Below are 17039 nucleotides of genomic sequence, written 5' to 3'. Positions count from 1 at the left end.
GGACAGGTCAGCCACAAACCCAGATCATCCACGCCCCACAGCCACGATCAAGCAACAACCACAACGTGTCACCCCAACACAAACGCCCAGCTCAGCGGACCGCTGTCACTCACCCGTGAATGGACACCTCGCGTCGGGTGACGCGTGCGCACCGCCAGCAGGCGGAGCGGGGTGTTCCGGTGGGCAGTACCCGTCCGTTCGGGTGGAAGGTCGACAAGCGGACGTTGGAACCCGCCGAAGCGGAAGCAATCCGCATCGCGGTTCGCCGGGTCACCCAGGGCGTGCCGATCCCGGCACTGGTACGGGAGTGGAACGACGCCGGTCTACGCGGCACCCTGGGGGCCCGCTGGCAGAAGACGACCATGATTCAGATGCTGCGCAACCCGCGTCTGTGTGGTCTGCGTGGCCGCAGGGTTCAGGCCCCGAACGGGCGGGGGCAGGTGGCCGAGCGGATGGAGGTGGTGACCCGCCGGGTACGGAAGGACGGGCAGGTCAGCGTCGAGCAGGTCGTCGGCCAGTGGGAGCCGATCGTCAGCGTCGAGGAGTGGGAGGCGATGATCGCCGTGATCGGTGATCGCACGATCGCCAGCCGAGGGAACAACGCCCGCAAATACCTGCTGACCTCCATCGCGAAGTGCGGGTTGTGCGGACACAGCATGGTCTGTAAGCCACCGTCGGGCACCCGCAGGACTCACACTTATAGCTGCCCCAGCTCGGCTCAGGGTGGATGCGGGAAGATCGGTCGGAACGGTCCGGCCACGGAGGAGTTCGTGTTGGCCGCCGTGTTCGCGAAGGTGGCGATGGAGACCGCGCAGGCCACCGCCGAGATAGGCCCGTGGGCGCGTCAGGGCGAGTTGGACGACGTGCAGCGCACGATCGCCGAGACGAACGCCGCGTGGACCGCACGGCCGCGCCTGATCGGCCCACAGGACTACTTTCCCGTGATCGCCGAGCTACGCGAACAGGAACAGGACCTGGTGGCGGACCGTAACGCCTACCAGGTGAAGGCCGCCAAGGCGCACTCTCGCCCGGCCGACATCGAAGCTGAGTGGGAGAGCTACACGTTGCCGCATCAGCGCGCGATCCTCGCCGAGCACCTTCACGCCGTCGTTGTCTACCCGGCCGGGAAGGGCCGCCGAGCGTTCAACCCCGACCTGTTGGAGCTTGTCTGGCGCGAGTAGCCACCGTCGCCGGGCAGCACCAGGCCGAGAAGCGCCGCCACCCGACGGCGTTTCTCCGCCGACCACGCCGGAGCGTTCACCGCCTGAGCCCGCCCCCACGCCACCGCCTCCGCCGACAACCGCCCACCACCCGACGAACGCGCTTCCTCGGGCACCGCCCCCGGCCGGGACACCGGCGGAGGGACCGGGGTGGCCCGCCCGCCCACCCCCACCGCGGCGGGCACCGTGTCCGGCCCGGTGGACGAGCCCGGCACCGCGGACGAGCCCGGCACCGCGGAACCTTCGGTACTCGTCACGGCGACCGGCAGCCCCGCAGGCGCACAGCCGCCCGCGTCGACGGGCGCGGGGTCGGGTGGCGTCTCGTCGGGTTCGTCGTCGAAGGGAAGGAACCGTTCACCGGCCATCCCCGACCCGCCGGGGGCACCGGTCGTCGGGCGACGTCGTGTGCGCATCAGGCCCACACCGCGTCCGGGATCGGTGAGCCCGTCAGCGGCGATCGGCGGACGGGTTCGGGTGTTCGGCGACAGCCACGACGCGGCATGGAAAGCCCCCAGGGTCAGAGGGGAGAACCGGGAAACCGGAATGTTTCCCGCCCCATCTACCCTGACGCCAATTTCCTTTCTCGTAAAGCGACTGGAGCCGTTGATTTCACGGGTTTGACGCGGAGTGGAGACGGACTGGAATCGGAGCCGAGCCGGGGTATTCCACCCGGAGTAGACCCGGAGTACAGCCGGAGTACAGCCGTAGTGCACCGGGAGCCGAATCGGATTCGGGTGGAGTCGGAGCAGAGCCGGAGTCCACTCGGAGCCGACCTTGCACCGGGGGGTGCGGCCCGGACGCAGCGAGGCCCCGGACCGCAGCCGGGGGGTGCGCTGCGGTCCGGGGCCTGTGACGGTGGCCGGAGCGGATCGGCCACCGCGGGGAGACACACCCCGCCCTGTGCGGCCAGGGGAAGGGCCGGGGTGTGTCTCCCGGGGATGCGGCGGGAAGGCGTGGTCCTGTCCCGCCGCGTGCATCAGATCGCCGTCACCGCCCCGACGGTGGTTCCTGCCCGTCCACCGGGCGGAACCGTGCCGCCTGCCTGGTGAACGAGGCGACGTCGACGGTCAGGCCGGGAAGCTCCAACCGGGCCGTGGCCAAGGCCGCGTGCAACGACGGGTCGTGCAGCGCGTGGGCCATCACGTATACCGCCGGGTCGGTCAGCGGATGCGCCCGGTTCACCGCCGCCGCCCCTGCCAACAGGCCGAGCGTGCGGGCCACCACGTCGCCGATCACCTCCCGGTCGACGTCGGGCAGCTCGGTAGCGATGCGCGCGGCCAGCACCAGGCCGAGACGTTCCACGAACGACGCCGCCGCGTCCTCGGAGCCGACACCGCGCCGTCGCCGTGACGCCCCGCCGCCCGGGTCGGGCCGTCGTCGTCTCACCGGACCGGGTCCCCGTCCGGCACGGGCAGGCACAGCATCGGTGCCACCACCCACCGGCCCCGGCAGTGCTCTTCGGCGTGGGCGTGCGCCGCCGTCGCCGACGTGAACGGGCCGATCATCCCCGTCACCGTCCGGACGGCATCGACCATCGCGATACCCCACACCATCGACCCCACCGGCACACCACCAGCCGGAGCGCCGGCCTTGACCCGCGCCGCCAGCCCGCCCGCAGCCACCGACGCACACCGCGTCCGCGACACCGTCACCGCCATCACATGACCTGCCTTTCGCACGGTCAGGGGCCTGCCCGCCCACCCGTGGCGCTCACCGAACGGCAGGCGGCCAGGCCGATCAGGGGTCAGGCCGCCGCCTGCTCCACCGGGCTCTTGCGCATCTCGCCCGCCAGCAGCGCCGTCACGGCCCCGTGTACCTCGGAGATGCGCCGGACCTGGTCGGTGTCGAGGTCGCGCAGGCCGTTCACCCGGTGGCGCACCCAGGTGCGACCCAGGTCCAACGCCTGGTACGACCAGCCGACCAGCAGCTTGTCGACCACGTCCAGCTCCGCCGTACCCGGCAGCTTCTCCGCGAACATCACCCGGTGAATCCGCGCCACCGAACCCGCCATCCGCGCCATCAATAGATCCGCGTCCGCCGTGTACACCGTGCACGAGTCCACCAGCCCCGGCATCTGCTCCGGACGCAGCCCCACCCGAGGCGCGGCGTGCAACTCCCGAGCGAACAACTGACCCGACGGCACCAGCCCGAACGCCGCCGCCGACAACCGATCCACCATCACCATCACTCCGATCCACAGAACGTAGGAGGCTGCCCTACCCGCGGGTTTCTTCGCAGGGGGAACCGCGCGTCATCCGGGCTCTGGAGCGCACCGGGCGCGCCTGCGGGCCCGCGGGTAGGACAGGACCTCGGCCCCGAGCGTCCGCCCCAGGGCCACACGGCAAGCGTGACCCGAAAATCCCCGTTCGGCCACGGCCCTGTCACGGACCGTAAACGCAGTGGGGGTCGTGACCTAACACTTTCCGCACCCGCCCGTGACCCTCTTCGCCAGGGAGGGTCAGGAAAGAGTCAGGGCCTTTCCGCCCGCGGACCACTCCCGATCCCTCGGAAACCTGTCACCGGCTCGTTACGCTTTCCCCAACCCCTTGTGTGCCCACCAGCGGAGAAGCGATGCCCACCACCGTGCGGTCCCGATCCACCACCGCCGAACAGGAACGCGCCGCCACACTGCGCGCACGCCACCCCGGATGGGACCCGCAGCGCCTGCGCGACGCCCGCGACGCTCTCGGCTGGAGCCGCGCCACCCTCACCCGCAAAATCCGCACCATCCGCAGCATCGACGTGCCGTTCACCCCGCCGATCGCGAACGAACAGACCATCCGCCGCCACGAACGCGGATGGGCCTTCCCCGGCGAGGACTGGCAAGCCGCCTACACCCACACCATGGGCCTCAACCGCGTTGACCTGGGCTTCTGCACCCGTGAGGCCAACGGTGCCGTGACCGTCACACACCGTGTCTTGCTCTCCGGTCCGCCAGCCACAGACGATGAGTGGGTCCGCAAGCTCTGGGCCACCCACGGACTGAGCGACGCGTGGGAGGAGGTGACGAGCATCGATCGCCGCGAGTTCACCGCTCTTACGGGCCTCACGCTCCTCGACGCGGCCCGGGAATGGCTCGTGGCCGACCCCGCCCGCATCGCCGCCACCCTGTCCGGACGCCGCGCCGACGCCGCCGTCATCGCCGACCTCACCACCACCATGGACGCCCTACGCCGCCTGGACGACAAACTCGGCGGACAGGCTGTCAACGGCATGATCCTCGAACAGCTCCGGCTTGTCGTCCGCGTCCTACGCAACGCCAGCTACACCCAATCCGACGGCCAGGCCCTCCACGGCATCGCCGCCGAACTCGCCCGCATGGCCGGATGGACCGCCCAGGACAGCGGCGACCACACCACCGCCCAACGCCTCTACCTCACCGGGCTACGCGCCGCGCACGATGCCGACAACCCCGGCATCGCTGCCAACATCCTCCGGTGCATGGCCGCGCAAGCCTGCGACCTCGACGACGCCCCCACCGCCGTCGAACTCCTACGCTCCGCACGCGCCGGAACACGCGGCCGACTCACCCCGACCGAGAACGCCGTCATCGCCGGACAACTCGCCGTCGCCCACGGACAGGCCGGCAACCGCGACGCCACCCGAGCCGCCGCTGACGAAGCCCACACCTACATCGACCACGCCCGCCCCGACGGAGCACCGCCCTACGTCTACTGGGCATCCGCCCACACCATCGCCTACTACACCGGAACCGCGATGATCTCCGCCGGCAGCCCCGACGCCGCCGTCTCCTACCTGCAACCCGCCACCGACAACATCGCCCACGACATGCCCCGCGACCTCGTCTTCTTCCGCTCCAAGCTCGCCGTCGCCCACGCCCGAGCCGGCGCGCCCGAAACCGCGCTCACCATCGCGCACCAGACCATCGACGACGCCGCGCCCTTCAGCTCGGCCCGCACCCACGACTACATCGCCGAAGCCTGCCGAGAGATCCGCGCCACCCGCCACCCCGGAGCCGACGACCTCACCGAACACGCCCGCACGATCATCGGCGCTCCAAGCCCCTGACGAGGGCAAAGTGCTGTCGCAGACTTTCTGTACCTGTTCAAGGGCGGCCCTTCGGGCCGCCGGTGGGCGGTGCCGCACGCGCCGCGCCGCCACACGCGCCACGCCCGCGGACCTCGCCGCACACGGCGGGGCCCCGGCCTCCCGTTGGTCGGCCACCCCGCCGGAGCGTCGGCCCCGCGGGAGTGTCGGGAGTGTCGACGCGTCGGAGCGTCACAGCCCACCCAGCGCCAGGAACATCCGGGAAACCGAGCGCACCGCGACAGCGGATCCAGCGGGTTGGACACCGGTCACAGCCCGAAAAGTCGCATTGGTCGCTGCCAGTAGGTTTCCCCCTTTCCCGCTGGCGCAGAATCGTTTAACGGACCGGCGGCCACGTCAAGGGCGCTACGCGTCGCTACGCGATCATCCTTCGGATGACCCTTGACCCACCCACCACTCCGCTAAAGCCAAGCGCCGTCGGGAAAGGACGAAAAAATGGAGGGGCCGACAAGACCCGAGGCTCTCTCCTTGCGTTCGGCGCCCCCGAACCAGCCGGACCGCCCCTGCCGACTCGAGTTCCGGGCCGTCCGCGCCGCCGAACCAGCCGGACCGCTCCCGCCGACTCGAGTTCCGGGCCGTCCGCGCCCCCGAAGCCCGCGCACGGGTATCCTTGCAGCTCAGAGCAGTGCCGACGCAGGCCGCGCCGCCCATACGACGAGCACGGCCAATCGTTTCGTTCCATAGTTTCGTTGCAGGGGTTTCGTTAATGCTGCGACGAAACGGAACTGTCGAGACGTTACCGTCGTTGATCAACCTCGAGTTTGCCCCCGCTTCCGAGCCGTCCGACCGCATGAGCGCGCCGCGCCCAGCGAGGACCGCCCCTCCACTCGAGCGACCGCGCCGCAGAGCGCGAACTCACCCCGGCAGGCGACATCACGGACGACCGCGGACACCTCGGCAAGACGGCCGCCGGACCCTCGCGCCAGGAGGTGCCGCGCGTGACTCGGCCGCCAGCCACTCACCGAGCACAGGGACCGGTCACGACACGCCCCGCCAGCCTGGCGGCACCCACGCGCACCGCACCCAACGCCAACCGCAGCTCCCGGCCCAGCCGACCCGAAGCCCCGCCCCACACGAGAAGGGCCACCGACGCCAGGTGCGTCCGACGCTTCGCCCACACCCCGCCGCCGACCACCGGTATCGCGGATGTGGCGTGCCTCACCCGGTGTCGAGAAACCGCAGGTAGAAGGGATGTAGATCTTTAGGGGGAATAGGCAACTTCGCGAATCCTGTGCTTGGAAGCGAGGCCGGACAGGTCCTCGATGCTGGCCAGGAACGTCATCCGCCGGTTGGCCCGCTGGCCGGCGAGCTCGTCCAGACGGCCGGGCTCGTCCAGACTGCCGGGGTCGTCGGTGCCGTGCTCGGGTGCCGTGGCGGTGAGCTCGGCGCGGTAGCGCCGGGCGAGGAACTGGTGGACCTGGTCGCGGGTGAAGGATTCCAGGCGGGCCAGACGGTTACCGGTGATCATCTCGACGCGGGTGCCGAGGGCGGTGCGGACGTCCTGGTCGGTCAGGAAATGCTGGGTGCGGCTGGTCACGACGACCTTGGCATTGCCTTCGGCGGCCCCGAGCAGGGTGGTCAGGTGCTCGGCGGCGCGGGCGTAGCTGACGCGGACGGCCAGCTCGTCGTAGCCGTCGAACAGCAGCGCGATCCGGCCCTCCCGCAGCAGGTAGCGGAAGGCGTTGCGTTCGAAGCGCACGTCACTCGCGTCGGCCAGATGGGAGGCGATGAGCTGGTCGAGGCTGAGGGACTTGTCGAGGTCCCGCAGCTCGACGAGCATCGGCGTCAGATGTGGCAGGCGGTCGGGCAGTAGCCGGGCGAGCTGATGGAGCAGGAAGGTCTTGCCGCGGCCCGGGTCGCCGAGCAGCAGGGTGAAGCGCGGCCCGTCGGTGCTCAGCCAGTCGACCACCTCGTCGAGGGCGTTGTCGACGGTCGGCGACGACGAGCGGTCGATGCGGGTCAGCCGCTGGGGGATGTAGAGCGCGGGCGGGTAGAGCGGGTCGCGTTCCAGGCGTTCGGTCTGCCGGGCGACGTAGTCCCGGAAGTCCAGGATCCCCTGGTACTCGACCAGGCTGCGCAGCCCGACGAAGCGGCTGTTCGCATAGCGCAGGAGCGGCTCGTCGGCCGCCCTGTCGCCGAAGTACACGATGATGATCCGCAGCCCGGCCACCCCGCCCACCCCGGCCTGGTAGCTGCCCGCCGCCTGCGCCGCGATCCGGTCGACGACCTCCGCGCTGATCGGCTCCTCGCAGGCGACGACGACCCGCTCGGAGTCGAATCCCGCGTCGTCACGCTCCCGCACCCACAGATGCGCCGGCATCGATCCGTTCGCGCTGACCAGATGGACCTCGGCTCGCGGATGCCGCAGTCGGGTGATCTGATCGATCTTGCTCAGCGGCGTCTCCCGTCCCGGCCGGCCAGCCCGCTGATCGTCGACGTCGAGGCCGACAGGGGCGAAGTCCGCCCACCCCCGTCGGACGCGGGGGCCGGAGATGGACCGCGGTGGACCCGTCGTGATGGTCGGGGCGGGCTTGTCGTCCGTCAGGCCGGGGAAGGCGGGCTTGGTGGCGGGCTTGTCGCGGCCTCGGATCGCCGCGTTGATGCCGGCGAGCAGTCGCGAGGTCGCCTCGTGCTCGGTCAGGCCGACCAGGTCGATCGTCTGGAGTTCGCCAAGCAGGCCGTCGGGGTCGCAGTCGTCGATCCGAACCGGCAGGACCCGGCGGGCGGCGCTGTCCGGGTCCTGCCGCCAGATGGTCCGCCAGGCTGCCTGCGTGATGCTGGGCGATGTCCGGTCCAGGAAGGTCCGCGAGAGCAGCACGATGACACGGTCCGCCTGGCGCAGGCCGACCTGGATCCGCTCGACGATGTTGTCGCCGCTGACGGAGTCCCAATGCCTCACCCACACGCTGAACGTCTGGCCAGACCCGCCCGCGCCGTCAGCGGCCCCGGACCCCTCCAGGGTCCAGGAGATCCACTCCGCCCAGGTGAGACCGGTCTCGTCCTCGGCGTAGCAGATGAAGAAGTCGCGATGACCCGGCGTTTCCGACCGATCCCCCATGGTCGGCAGAGTGCCACATAGTGCGACCACTCGAGCTATTCGGGTGGATCTCGGAGATACGTGGTCGCGTGCGGTCCCGCGCGGGCGCTACTCGTCGTCGGACCAGAAGACCGAGGAGATGCCCTTGATCTCGCCGACGAGGCCGTGGATGCCCAGGGGCTGCTGGCGGGCGGCGAGGTCGGTGGCGAAGGCGGCCTGGACCTCCTCGGCCGTCCAGCCGTTCTCCCGGGTCGGGAACGGCAGCAGCACGCACGGATGCGACATCAGGGCGAGCTGCGAGCCCTCGATGCGGACGACCTGGCCGGTGACGTCGGCCGCGGCGTCGGAGAGCAGGAAGACGACGGCGGGGGTGTTCGCCTCGGCCTCCGGCTGGGTGCCGGGGTAGAGGGGGAGGCCGTGCGACACGAGGAAATCGGCGGTGATGTCGGACATCCGGGTGCGTCCCTGGGGGGAGACGGCGTTCACCCGGACGCCGGTTCCGGCGAGTTCCTGCGCCCAGGCGTAGACGGCGGACGCGGCGGCGCCCTTCGTCGCGCCGTAGGCGCCCATCATCGGGATGCCGGCGTGCGCGCCCGAGGTGATGTTGACGATCGAGCCGGAGCCCTGGGCCTTCATCCGCTTCGCGGCAGCGGACGCGCACAGGAACGTGCCCACGATGTTGGTCTCGACGAGCTCGCGCAGCTCGTCCTCGTCCTGCTCGTCGAGCAGGCCCATCCGGAAGACGCCGGCGTTGTTCACTAACCCGTCGATGCGGCCGAACTCCTGGACGCAGCGGTCGATGAGGCGGCCCGCGTCCTTCGAGACGCGGATGTCGGCCTGTTCGGTGACCGCGGTGCCGCCGGCGTCGACGATCGCCGCCGTGACCTCCTCGGCGACGTCGAGGTCGAGGTCGTTGACGACCACCGACGCGCCGTGGCGCGCGCAGTCCTCCGCATACGCGGCGCCGATCCCGCGACCGGCCCCGGTGATGACGACCGCCTTGCCGTCGAGCATGCCCACGCCTGACTCCCTTTCGGTGTTCCGTACTGGATGGATCGCGTCGCCGTGCTTCCTAGAACCGGTAGACGCGCTGGACGTTCGTTTCGAACAGGCCGCGCTGGACCTCGGCGCCGTACTGCTCGGTGATCGTGCGGTAGGTGCCGAGCAGGGCGTCGAAGTCGGTCCACAGCGAGTCGATCGGGAAGTTGCTCCCGACGACGCAGCGCTGCGGCCCGAACGTCTCGACGCAGGTCTCCAGCCACGGGCGCAGGTCGGAAGCCTCGATGCGGTGCAGCCACATCGCGAACCCGGAGAGCTTGAGCCAGACGTTGGGCCGGGCCGCGAGTTCCGCGAGCTCGGTGCGCCAGGTCTCGAACGTGCCCTCGCGGGTCAGCGGCCAGCCGGCATGCTCCAGCATGATCGTCAGGCCCTCATGGCGCGCCGCCACCCCGGCCAGCTCGCGGATGCCGCCACCGGCGTGGGCGACCGCGTCGTACACCCAGCCGTGCTCGTCGAGGGTGCCGACGAACGCGCGCCCGGCGTCGGAGTCGTAGTCGATGCCCTCGACCAGGCGGGCGCCGATGAACAGGTCGGACTCGGCGGCGTGCTGCTCGAGCTCGCGGCGGATGCCGTCGGCGCCCGCCGAACCGTCGACCTGGGCCACGAGGCGGCGGATCAGCCCCCGCTCGGCGGCGAGCTTCGCCAGCCACCGTGTCTCGTCGAGGTTGGCCGTCGGGACGGTCGTCGCGTGCACATGGACGACGGACGGGATGTCGTAGCGGGCGGTGTCGCCGAGGTAGTCGTCGGTCAGGTAGCTGCGCCTGAGCGCGCTCATGTCGCCCATGCCGAGCTCGTCGACGTCGAGCGTCTGGTCGACGTCGTCGGTGCGCTCGGTCGGCTCGAAGAAGGGGTACCAGCCGTTCGCCAGATCCCAGAGGTGAACGTGCGCGTCGATGAAGGTGAACCGGCCGGAGTCGTTCGGCGTGCTCATGAAGATCCCTCCCCTGCGTCCGTGCTCGTCCCTATTAAGGACGAACTATCCAAGGAGACGCCGCGGAGCGCAACGGTCGTGAGTGGCCGGCGTCACGCCGTGAACCGTCCCGCGGTCCGGTGGCGGACGAGGCTGACACGCGGTACCGGCTGAGCACACGCCTGGAACGGGCTGATCGACCGCGAGTCGAGCCGCGCGGGACGCGGGCGGGACGCGGGCGTGACGTGGCGCATAGAGGTACCTTTTCTGTCGCCGCGTTGCTGCCCCAGGGCCGCTGCCCGGACCGATGGCGGGCTCGGCGGTCACGTCAGGTGACGGGTACGGCCGGGTGGCCCGAGGGCGCGGCGGGGCCGTCGAGTGCGGCGGTGAGGCCGCGAGCGGAGCCGCGATCTTCTCGGCGCCTCGGCCCCGCATGTCCCGGCCCGCGACCTCATCGTCGGCGACGGTCGCCGGGAGCGGACGTGATCAGTGGCGGCGTCGGCCGTTCCCCGGAGCCGCATGTCGGGCTCACTTCCCACGCGCGGGAGGCTCACTTCCCACGCGGCGGGGGCGCACTTCCCATGCGGGGGAAGAGCCCACGGGGGACAGTGGCACCGTGTCGCGAACTCGGGGTCCGCTGTCCGCTTTGCCCCGGATTATGCGACACGGACCGCCGTGACATTGCCAGAACGCTGCCACAACCGGCGGCCCGACGACACCATGAAGATCACAATTCGAGGCGCGAGCTAGTCGATGACGGCCTGGTAGACGGCGTTCTTGAAGACGCGCTGGTAGTGCCGGGCCCGCCAGTACCGCTGGGTCAGGAACAGGCCGATCATGTCCTCGGCTGGGTCGACGAAGAAGCTCGTCGAGCCGCGCCCGATCCACCAGTAGTCGCCGGGGGAGCCGAGCACGTCCGACGACGGACCCAAAGCCCGGCGCACCGCCACGCCCAGGCCGAACGTGTAGCCGGCGCGGGGCATGTAGTCGGGCCCCGAGCCGTACAGCGGGCCGAGCTGGTCGGACGTCATCAGCTCGACCGACTTGCGGCTGAGTACCCGACGGCCGTCCAGGGCGCCCATGCCCAGCAGCATCCGGGTGAACCGCAGGTAGTCGCGCGCGGTCGAGAACGCCCCGCTGCCGCCGGAGAGGAAACCCGGTCGCGCGGTGAGGTCGCGCAGCACCGTGTGGGCGCCGAACGGCTCGGCGGGCTGGGCGATCCGGTGAGCCTGGTCCGGCGGGACGTGGAAGCCGGTGTCGGACATGCCCAGGGGCGTGAGCACACGCTCGGCGAGCAGCACGTCCAGCGGCTGGCCGCCGGCGACCTCCAGCAGTCGGCCGACGATGTCGCCGGACCGGCCGTACTCCCAGTGCGCGCCGGGCTGCATGGCCAGCGGCAGCTTGGCGAACGCGTCGACGAGGTCCTGGCTGGACGTGGTGTGGGCGGCCTCGGTGTGGTCGAACTCCCGGATGCCCGCCCGCTCGTACAACTTCAGCATCCACGGGGTGCCGTAGTAGCCGCCGACGATGCCGGAGGTGTGCCGCAGCAGGTCGAGGATGGTCATGTCCCGGTGCGCGTCGACGAGGCGGTAGTCGCCGTCCGGCGTGGCCTCGGCCACCGGCAGGCCGGCGAGGTCGGGCAGGAACCGTCCGACCGGATCGCCGAGGTCGAACAGGCCGTCCTCGAACAGGGACAGCGCGAGCACGCTCGTCATCGGCTTGGTCATCGAGTAGACGCGGAAGATCGCGTCGAGCGTCATCGGCGCGCGGGCGCCGGCGGGCGGTGGTGGTGTCGTGGGCAGGGTGCCGAGGGTGCCGGCCTGGGCGGTGAACGCGACCTGGCCGCGGCGGTACACCAGCGCGACCGCGCCGGGCAGCTCGCCGCCGTCCACCTGCGCCCGCAGCAGCCGGTCGATCCGGGCGAGTCGCTCGCTCGACAGCCCGACCTCCTCCGGTGCGGCGACGGTGCCCAGATCCGCGTCTCTGTCCACCGGCATCCTTTCCTCCGGCCGTACACGGCGAGTTCCTGTGGCCTGAGCACGGCGAGTTCGGCGACTTCCTGTGGCCTTGGGTGCGGCGAGTTCCTGTGGCCGGCGCATGGCGGAGGCCGTCGCCGCGCATGACGAGAATGCCCGCCGTCGACCTGGAACGGGCGTCGGCGCGGAAACCCTGATGGAGCGATAGGAGATGAGGGTTACACGGATCCCGGCCGTTGACACGCCCCAGGGATCCGGTTAAATCCTCACTGCGTGGAATGTGGAGCACGTCGAAGACGCCTGGCCGGCATGCCCGGCACGGCCGTGGAGGGGGCGCGTTGCTGAGGGTCCTGCGCACGATCGACGATGTACGTCAACAGACGCGGGAATGGCGGGACGCCGGTTCTTCCATTGGCTGTGTCATGACGATGGGCGCGCTTCACGGCGGCCATCTGAGCCTGGTCGACGCGGCCCGCAAGGAATGCGAAAAGGCTATTCTCACGTTGTTCGTCAATCCGATCCAGTTCGGCCCCGACGAGGACTTCGACCGTTATCCCCGGACCGAGGAGGCGGATTTCCGCGCGCTGGCCGAGCGGTCCTGTGACGCGGTCTTCGCCCCATCCACCCGGACCATCTTCCCGGCCGGCGAGCGGAGCCTCGGCGACGTCCGGACCAGGGTGGTCGTCCGCCGGCTGACGGAGGTGCTGTGCGGGCGCCACCGCCCGGGACACTTCGACGGGGTCACCACCGAGGTCCACCTGATGCTGCGCCTCGTCGACTGCGACCGCACCTACTGGGGCGAGAAGGACTACCAGCAGTACGCCGTCATCCGGGCGATGGCCGAGGACCTCGCGCTGCCGGTGGGGGTGGTGCCCTGTCCGACCGTGCGCGACTCCGACGGCCTGGCGCTCAGCAGCCGCAACACCTACCTCGACGCCGCCCAGCGGGCGATCGCCCCCACGCTGTACGCCGAGCTGCGCCGTGGCGCCCGCCGTATCGCCGAGGGCGGTGCCGCGATCGCGGGCCCGACCAAGACGGACATCGCCGCGCGGCTGCTGGCGAGCGGGTTCGACCGGGTCGAGTACGTCGAGGTGCACACCCGCGAGCTCGGCCCGGTCCGCGCGGACACCCCGGTCGCGGACCTGCGCGTCTTCGCCGCCGTCCGGCTCGGTGGCGCCCGTCTGATCGACAACGTCGCCGTCGCCGAGGTTGACCGATGAGCGTGACGATGGGGCTGTTCGCGGACGGGCGGTGGTCGCCTGGGGTGGGGACCGCGCAGGTGCGCAACCCGTACACCGGGGCGGTGGTGGGGACGGTGACGCGCGCGAGCCCGCAGCAGGCCCGCGACGCCGTGCGCGCGCTCGCCGCGGCCGGCCGCGGCGATCTCACCGCCCACGACCGGGCCACCATCCTCGCCGCGACGGCGGACCTGCTGTACCGCGAGCGTGACGACGTCGCCGTCCTCATCAGTCAGGAGTCCGGGCTCGCCGTCCGGGATGGCCACCGCGAGGTCACCCGCGCCGTCACGCAGCTACGGTTCTGCGCGCAGGAGGCTCTGCGCGTCCACGGCGAGGCGATCCGCACCGACGTCACCGAGGCGCGGGCCCGCCGCCTGGCCATCACGACGCGGGAGCCGGTCGGCGTCGTCTGCGCGGTGACCCCGTTCAACCGGCCGCTCAACCAGGTCGTCACCAAGGTCGCCCCGGCGCTCGCGGCGGGCAACCGGGTCGTCGTGAAGCCGTCGGAGAAGACGCCGCTGAGCGCGATCCGCCTGCTTGACACGCTGCTGCGCGCCGGCCTGCCGCCCGACCAGGCCGCGCTGGTGTGCGGCGAACCCGCCGAGATCGTCGACGCGCTGCTGGCGTCCGGGCACGTCGACATGCTGACGTTCACCGGCAGCAGCCGGGTCGGCAGGCTGCTCGCCGCGTCCGCCGGGATGATCCGGCAGACCTACGAGCTCGGCGACAGCGGCGCGCTGGTGGTGATGGCCGACGCGGACGTCCCCGCCGCAGTGGCGGCGGCCGCCGCGGGCGCCTTCGCGACGTCCGGCCAGTCCTGCCGGGGTGTCAAGCGCGTCATCGCGCACGCCGACGTGGCCGACGAGGTCGCCGAGCGGCTCGCCGAGGCCGCGTCGGCGCTGGTCGTCGGCGATCCGGCGGACCCGGCGACCGACGTCGGCACGCTGATCGACGCCGCCGCCGCCGACGTCGTCGAACGGCGGGTCATCGACGCGGTGGCCGCCGGCGCGCGGGTGCTGTGCGGGGCGAGACGCCACGGCGCCCAGTACTGGCCGACCGTCCTCGACCACGTGCCGCCCGACACCGACCTGGTGCGCCTCGAGACGTTCGGCCCGACGGCGCCGGTGGTCCGGGTGCGTGACTTCGCCGAGGCGGTGGCGGTCGTCAACGGCACCCGCTACGGCCTGCAGGCCGGCATCTTCACCCGCAGCCTCGACCTGGCCCGCCGGGCCGGCGAGCTGTTCGACGTCGGCGCGGTCGTCGTGAACGGCGGGCCGCAGTTCGAATCGCCCAACATCCCGTTCGGCGGGGTGAAGGACAGCGGCCTGGGCCGCGAGGGCGCCCGGTACGCCATCGAGGAGATGACGAGGCTAAGGACGTTGATCCTTTGAGTATCACCAACGCGAAGGCCGCCGCCTGGGACCGGCTGGGCGGCGACTACTGGAACCGCGGCTACGACGGCGGGCCCGGCCCGGCCGCGTGCGCGGAGTACCTCGACGGCGTCACCCCCGGCGCGCGGGTGCTGCTCGTCGGCGCCAGCACCGTCGCGCTCGCCCGCGCGGCCCTCGACGCCGGCGCGGAGCTGGTCGTCGCGGACTTCTCCCCGGTGCTGCTCGCCGCGCTCGACCGCCTGCTCCCGGGCCGCGCCCGCCACGTCCTGGCCGACGTCACCGACACCGGCACCGCGCTCGCCGGAGGGACCGTTCTCGACGGCGGGACCGTTCTCGACGGCGGGACCGTTCTCGACGGCGGGACCGGGTTCGACGGCGGCTTCGATCTCGTGCTGGCCGACCGGCTCGTCAACAGGTTCGTCCGCGCGGAACTGGTGCGCGCCCTGCGGACGCTGGCCGGTGCGGTGCGGGTCGGTGGGCGGGCCCGGCTGAGCTACCGGCTCGGGCTGTACGAGCGCGACCACGTGGTGCTCGCCGAGGCCGCCCGCCGCGGCGAGCTCGACGCCGTGTTCGACGAGGCGGCCTACGACGTCGACTACGCTCCCGCGGCGGCCTGGCTCGGCGCGGTGCTGTCGCGCCACGGTGACATCCCGACCGAGGCGCTGGTCGCCTTCTACGTCGGGCGGGGACGGGAGCACCGGCTGCGCCCCGGCGAGCTCGACGACCTGGTCGTCGAGGCGACGCCCGCCGGACGCCGTTTCGCCACGGCCCATCCGCGGGTACCCGGCCAGCCCGACGACCATCTCCTAGAGCTGACTCGGCTGGCCTGACGCCATGACCACCGACCCCGGCATCCGGGACTTCCGCGTCCTGTGGTGCGGCGAGTCCATCAGCCTGCTCGGCGACCGGGTCGCCACGTTCGCCGTGCCGACGCTCGCGATCCTCACCCTGCACGCCAGCACCGGCGAGGTCGGGCTGCTGACGATGGCCACCTACGTCGCGTACCCCGTCGCCGGGCTCGGCGCGGGACTGCTCGTGGACCGGTACACCCGGCGCCGGATGATGCTGCTGGCCGGCGTCGCGCGGCTCGGCCTCTACCTGAGCATCCCGCTCGCCCAGCACCACGGGATGCTGACGATCGAGCAGCTGCTGCTCGTCGTCGCGGTCAGCGGCTGTTTCACCATGGTGTACGACGTGGCGCTGCAGGGGTACCTGCCGCTGCTGCTGCCCGGCGCGCGGCTGCCCCGGGGCAACGCCGCGGTCGAGTTCTCCCGGACGACGTCGCAGGTCGTCGGGCCGGCACTCGGTGGGGCGCTGGCGGGCGCGTTCGGAGCGGTCGCCGCGGTGACGCTCAACGCGCTGTCTTTCGCCGGCTCGATCGCCGGCGTGTCGGCGCTGCGCACCCGCGAGCCGGCGGTACGGCCCCGCGCGTCGCGGGACACCGCGTCCGCCCGGCTGCGCGAGGGATTCGCGTTCGTCCTCGCGCACGACGTGCTGCGGCCGCTCACGCTCAGCGCCGCGGCGCGCAACCTCGGCATCACCATGACCAAGACGGCGATCTACCTGTACGCCTACCGTGCGCTGCACCTGTCGGTCGGCACCATGGGGCTGATCCTCGCCGTCGGGGCGGTGACGGCGGTGCTCGGCGCGTCGACGGCGGGGCTGGTGACACGCCGCCTCGGCTACGGGCGGACGCTGCTGTGCACGGCCGGCGAGGGCTTCGTCTGGCTGCTGGTGCCGCTGGCGCTGCTCGGTCACCCGGCGCTCGTCCTCGGCGTGATCGTCGCGGCCGCCGCGCCCTGGCTGCCGATCTGGAACAGCCAGGTCGCGACCGCCCGCCAGGTGCTGGCGCCGCCGGAGCTGCAGAGCCGGGTGCTCGCGTCCATCCGCACGATCGCGTGGGGAACCCTGCCGCTGGGGTCCCTGCTCGGCGGCGGGCTCGCCACCGTCCTCGTCGCCGCCCTCGGGGAACGGGCCGGGCTCGCCCTGACAATCGTCGCCGGCGGCCTCATCGCGACCTGCGCGCTGCACCCGCTGCTCACCCCGGCGGTCCGCGACCTGCGCGACGTCCCCCTGGCGCCGCGACCGGTCGGCCAGCCGGTCGGCGGGCCCCAGATCGCGGGAGCCCGACCGTGAGCCG

General features: G+C 71.7%; 14 protein-coding genes. 6 read left to right on the top strand and 8 right to left on the bottom strand.

The window, feature by feature from the left end; all coding sequences use genetic code 11:
• Positions 1 to 179: 179 nt before the first annotated feature.
• Positions 180 to 1181, top strand: coding sequence for a recombinase family protein (locus tag AC6EXY_RS23550; RefSeq protein ID WP_499818163.1), 1002 nt, complete (start codon positions 180 to 182; stop codon positions 1179 to 1181).
• Here the strand turns inward: AC6EXY_RS23550 and AC6EXY_RS23545 are convergent.
• The 4 genes from AC6EXY_RS23545 to AC6EXY_RS23530 form a co-directional block, all read right to left on the bottom strand.
• Positions 1115 to 1633 carry a hypothetical protein gene (locus tag AC6EXY_RS23545; protein WP_499818162.1) on the bottom strand — a complete coding sequence of 173 codons (519 nt, stop codon included), beginning with the start codon at positions 1631 to 1633 and terminating at the stop codon, positions 1115 to 1117. The genes AC6EXY_RS23550 and AC6EXY_RS23545 overlap by 67 nt on opposite strands.
• A gap of 574 nt (positions 1634 to 2207) precedes the next feature.
• Positions 2208 to 2606 (bottom strand): hypothetical protein, encoded by a 399-nt coding sequence (locus AC6EXY_RS23540; protein WP_499818161.1) that lies wholly within the window; start codon positions 2604 to 2606, stop codon positions 2208 to 2210.
• Entirely contained in the window at positions 2603 to 2842 is a 240-nt protein-coding gene (locus tag AC6EXY_RS23535) for a hypothetical protein (protein WP_499818160.1), read from the bottom strand. The genes AC6EXY_RS23540 and AC6EXY_RS23535 overlap by 4 nt, the downstream gene beginning before the upstream one ends.
• 122 nt (positions 2843 to 2964) lie before the next feature.
• Positions 2965 to 3405 carry a hypothetical protein gene (locus tag AC6EXY_RS23530; RefSeq protein ID WP_499818159.1) on the bottom strand — a complete coding sequence of 147 codons (441 nt, stop codon included), beginning with the start codon at positions 3403 to 3405 and terminating at the stop codon, positions 2965 to 2967.
• 386 nt (positions 3406 to 3791) lie between these two features.
• On the opposite strand from AC6EXY_RS23530, the gene AC6EXY_RS23525 reads away from it, so the two are divergent.
• Positions 3792 to 5249 (top strand): NsdA family TPR-like regulatory protein, encoded by a 1458-nt coding sequence (locus tag AC6EXY_RS23525; protein WP_499818158.1) that lies wholly within the window; start codon positions 3792 to 3794, stop codon positions 5247 to 5249.
• Positions 5250 to 6489: 1240 nt separating this feature from the next.
• Here AC6EXY_RS23525 and AC6EXY_RS23520 read toward each other — a convergent pair.
• The 4 genes from AC6EXY_RS23520 to AC6EXY_RS23505 all read right to left on the bottom strand — a co-directional run bounded on the left by AC6EXY_RS23520 (position 6490) and on the right by AC6EXY_RS23505 (position 12285).
• Positions 6490 to 8346, bottom strand: a complete 1857-nt coding sequence (locus tag AC6EXY_RS23520) for a TIR domain-containing protein (protein ID WP_499818157.1) — start codon at positions 8344 to 8346, stop codon at positions 6490 to 6492.
• Between the two features lie 87 nt (positions 8347 to 8433).
• Positions 8434 to 9339: an SDR family NAD(P)-dependent oxidoreductase gene (locus AC6EXY_RS23515; protein ID WP_243408099.1), complete on the bottom strand. Its 906-nt coding sequence runs from the start codon at positions 9337 to 9339 to the stop codon at positions 8434 to 8436.
• Positions 9340 to 9397: 58 nt separating this feature from the next.
• Positions 9398 to 10315, bottom strand: coding sequence for an amidohydrolase family protein (locus AC6EXY_RS23510; protein ID WP_101835696.1), 918 nt, complete (start codon positions 10313 to 10315; stop codon positions 9398 to 9400).
• Positions 10316 to 11040: 725 nt separating this feature from the next.
• Positions 11041 to 12285: a serine hydrolase domain-containing protein gene (locus AC6EXY_RS23505; protein ID WP_165818655.1), complete on the bottom strand. Its 1245-nt coding sequence runs from the start codon at positions 12283 to 12285 to the stop codon at positions 11041 to 11043.
• 263 nt (positions 12286 to 12548) lie between these two features.
• On the opposite strand from AC6EXY_RS23505, the gene panC reads away from it, so the two are divergent.
• The 4 genes from panC to AC6EXY_RS23485 are packed head-to-tail and all read left to right on the top strand — an operon-like array spanning position 12549 to position 17035.
• Positions 12549 to 13490 carry a pantoate--beta-alanine ligase gene (panC, locus tag AC6EXY_RS23500; RefSeq protein ID WP_101835700.1) on the top strand — a complete coding sequence of 314 codons (942 nt, stop codon included), beginning with the start codon at positions 12549 to 12551 and terminating at the stop codon, positions 13488 to 13490.
• Positions 13487 to 14899, top strand: a complete 1413-nt coding sequence (locus AC6EXY_RS23495; protein WP_101835702.1) for an aldehyde dehydrogenase family protein — start codon at positions 13487 to 13489, stop codon at positions 14897 to 14899. Before panC ends, AC6EXY_RS23495 begins: the two co-directional genes overlap by 4 nt.
• A complete protein-coding gene (locus AC6EXY_RS23490) occupies positions 14896 to 15729 on the top strand; it encodes a hypothetical protein (protein ID WP_499818156.1) in 834 nt (277 codons plus the stop codon). The genes AC6EXY_RS23495 and AC6EXY_RS23490 overlap by 4 nt, the downstream gene beginning before the upstream one ends.
• Positions 15730 to 15733: 4 nt before the next feature.
• Entirely contained in the window at positions 15734 to 17035 is a 1302-nt protein-coding gene (locus AC6EXY_RS23485; RefSeq protein WP_499818155.1) for an MFS transporter, read from the top strand.
• The last annotated feature ends 4 nt before the right edge of the window (positions 17036 to 17039 follow it).

The organism is Frankia sp. RB5, from assembly GCF_059816245.1.
The sequence above is the reverse complement of the archived record's forward strand: the minus strand, read 5'-3'. Positions and strand labels throughout refer to the sequence as shown.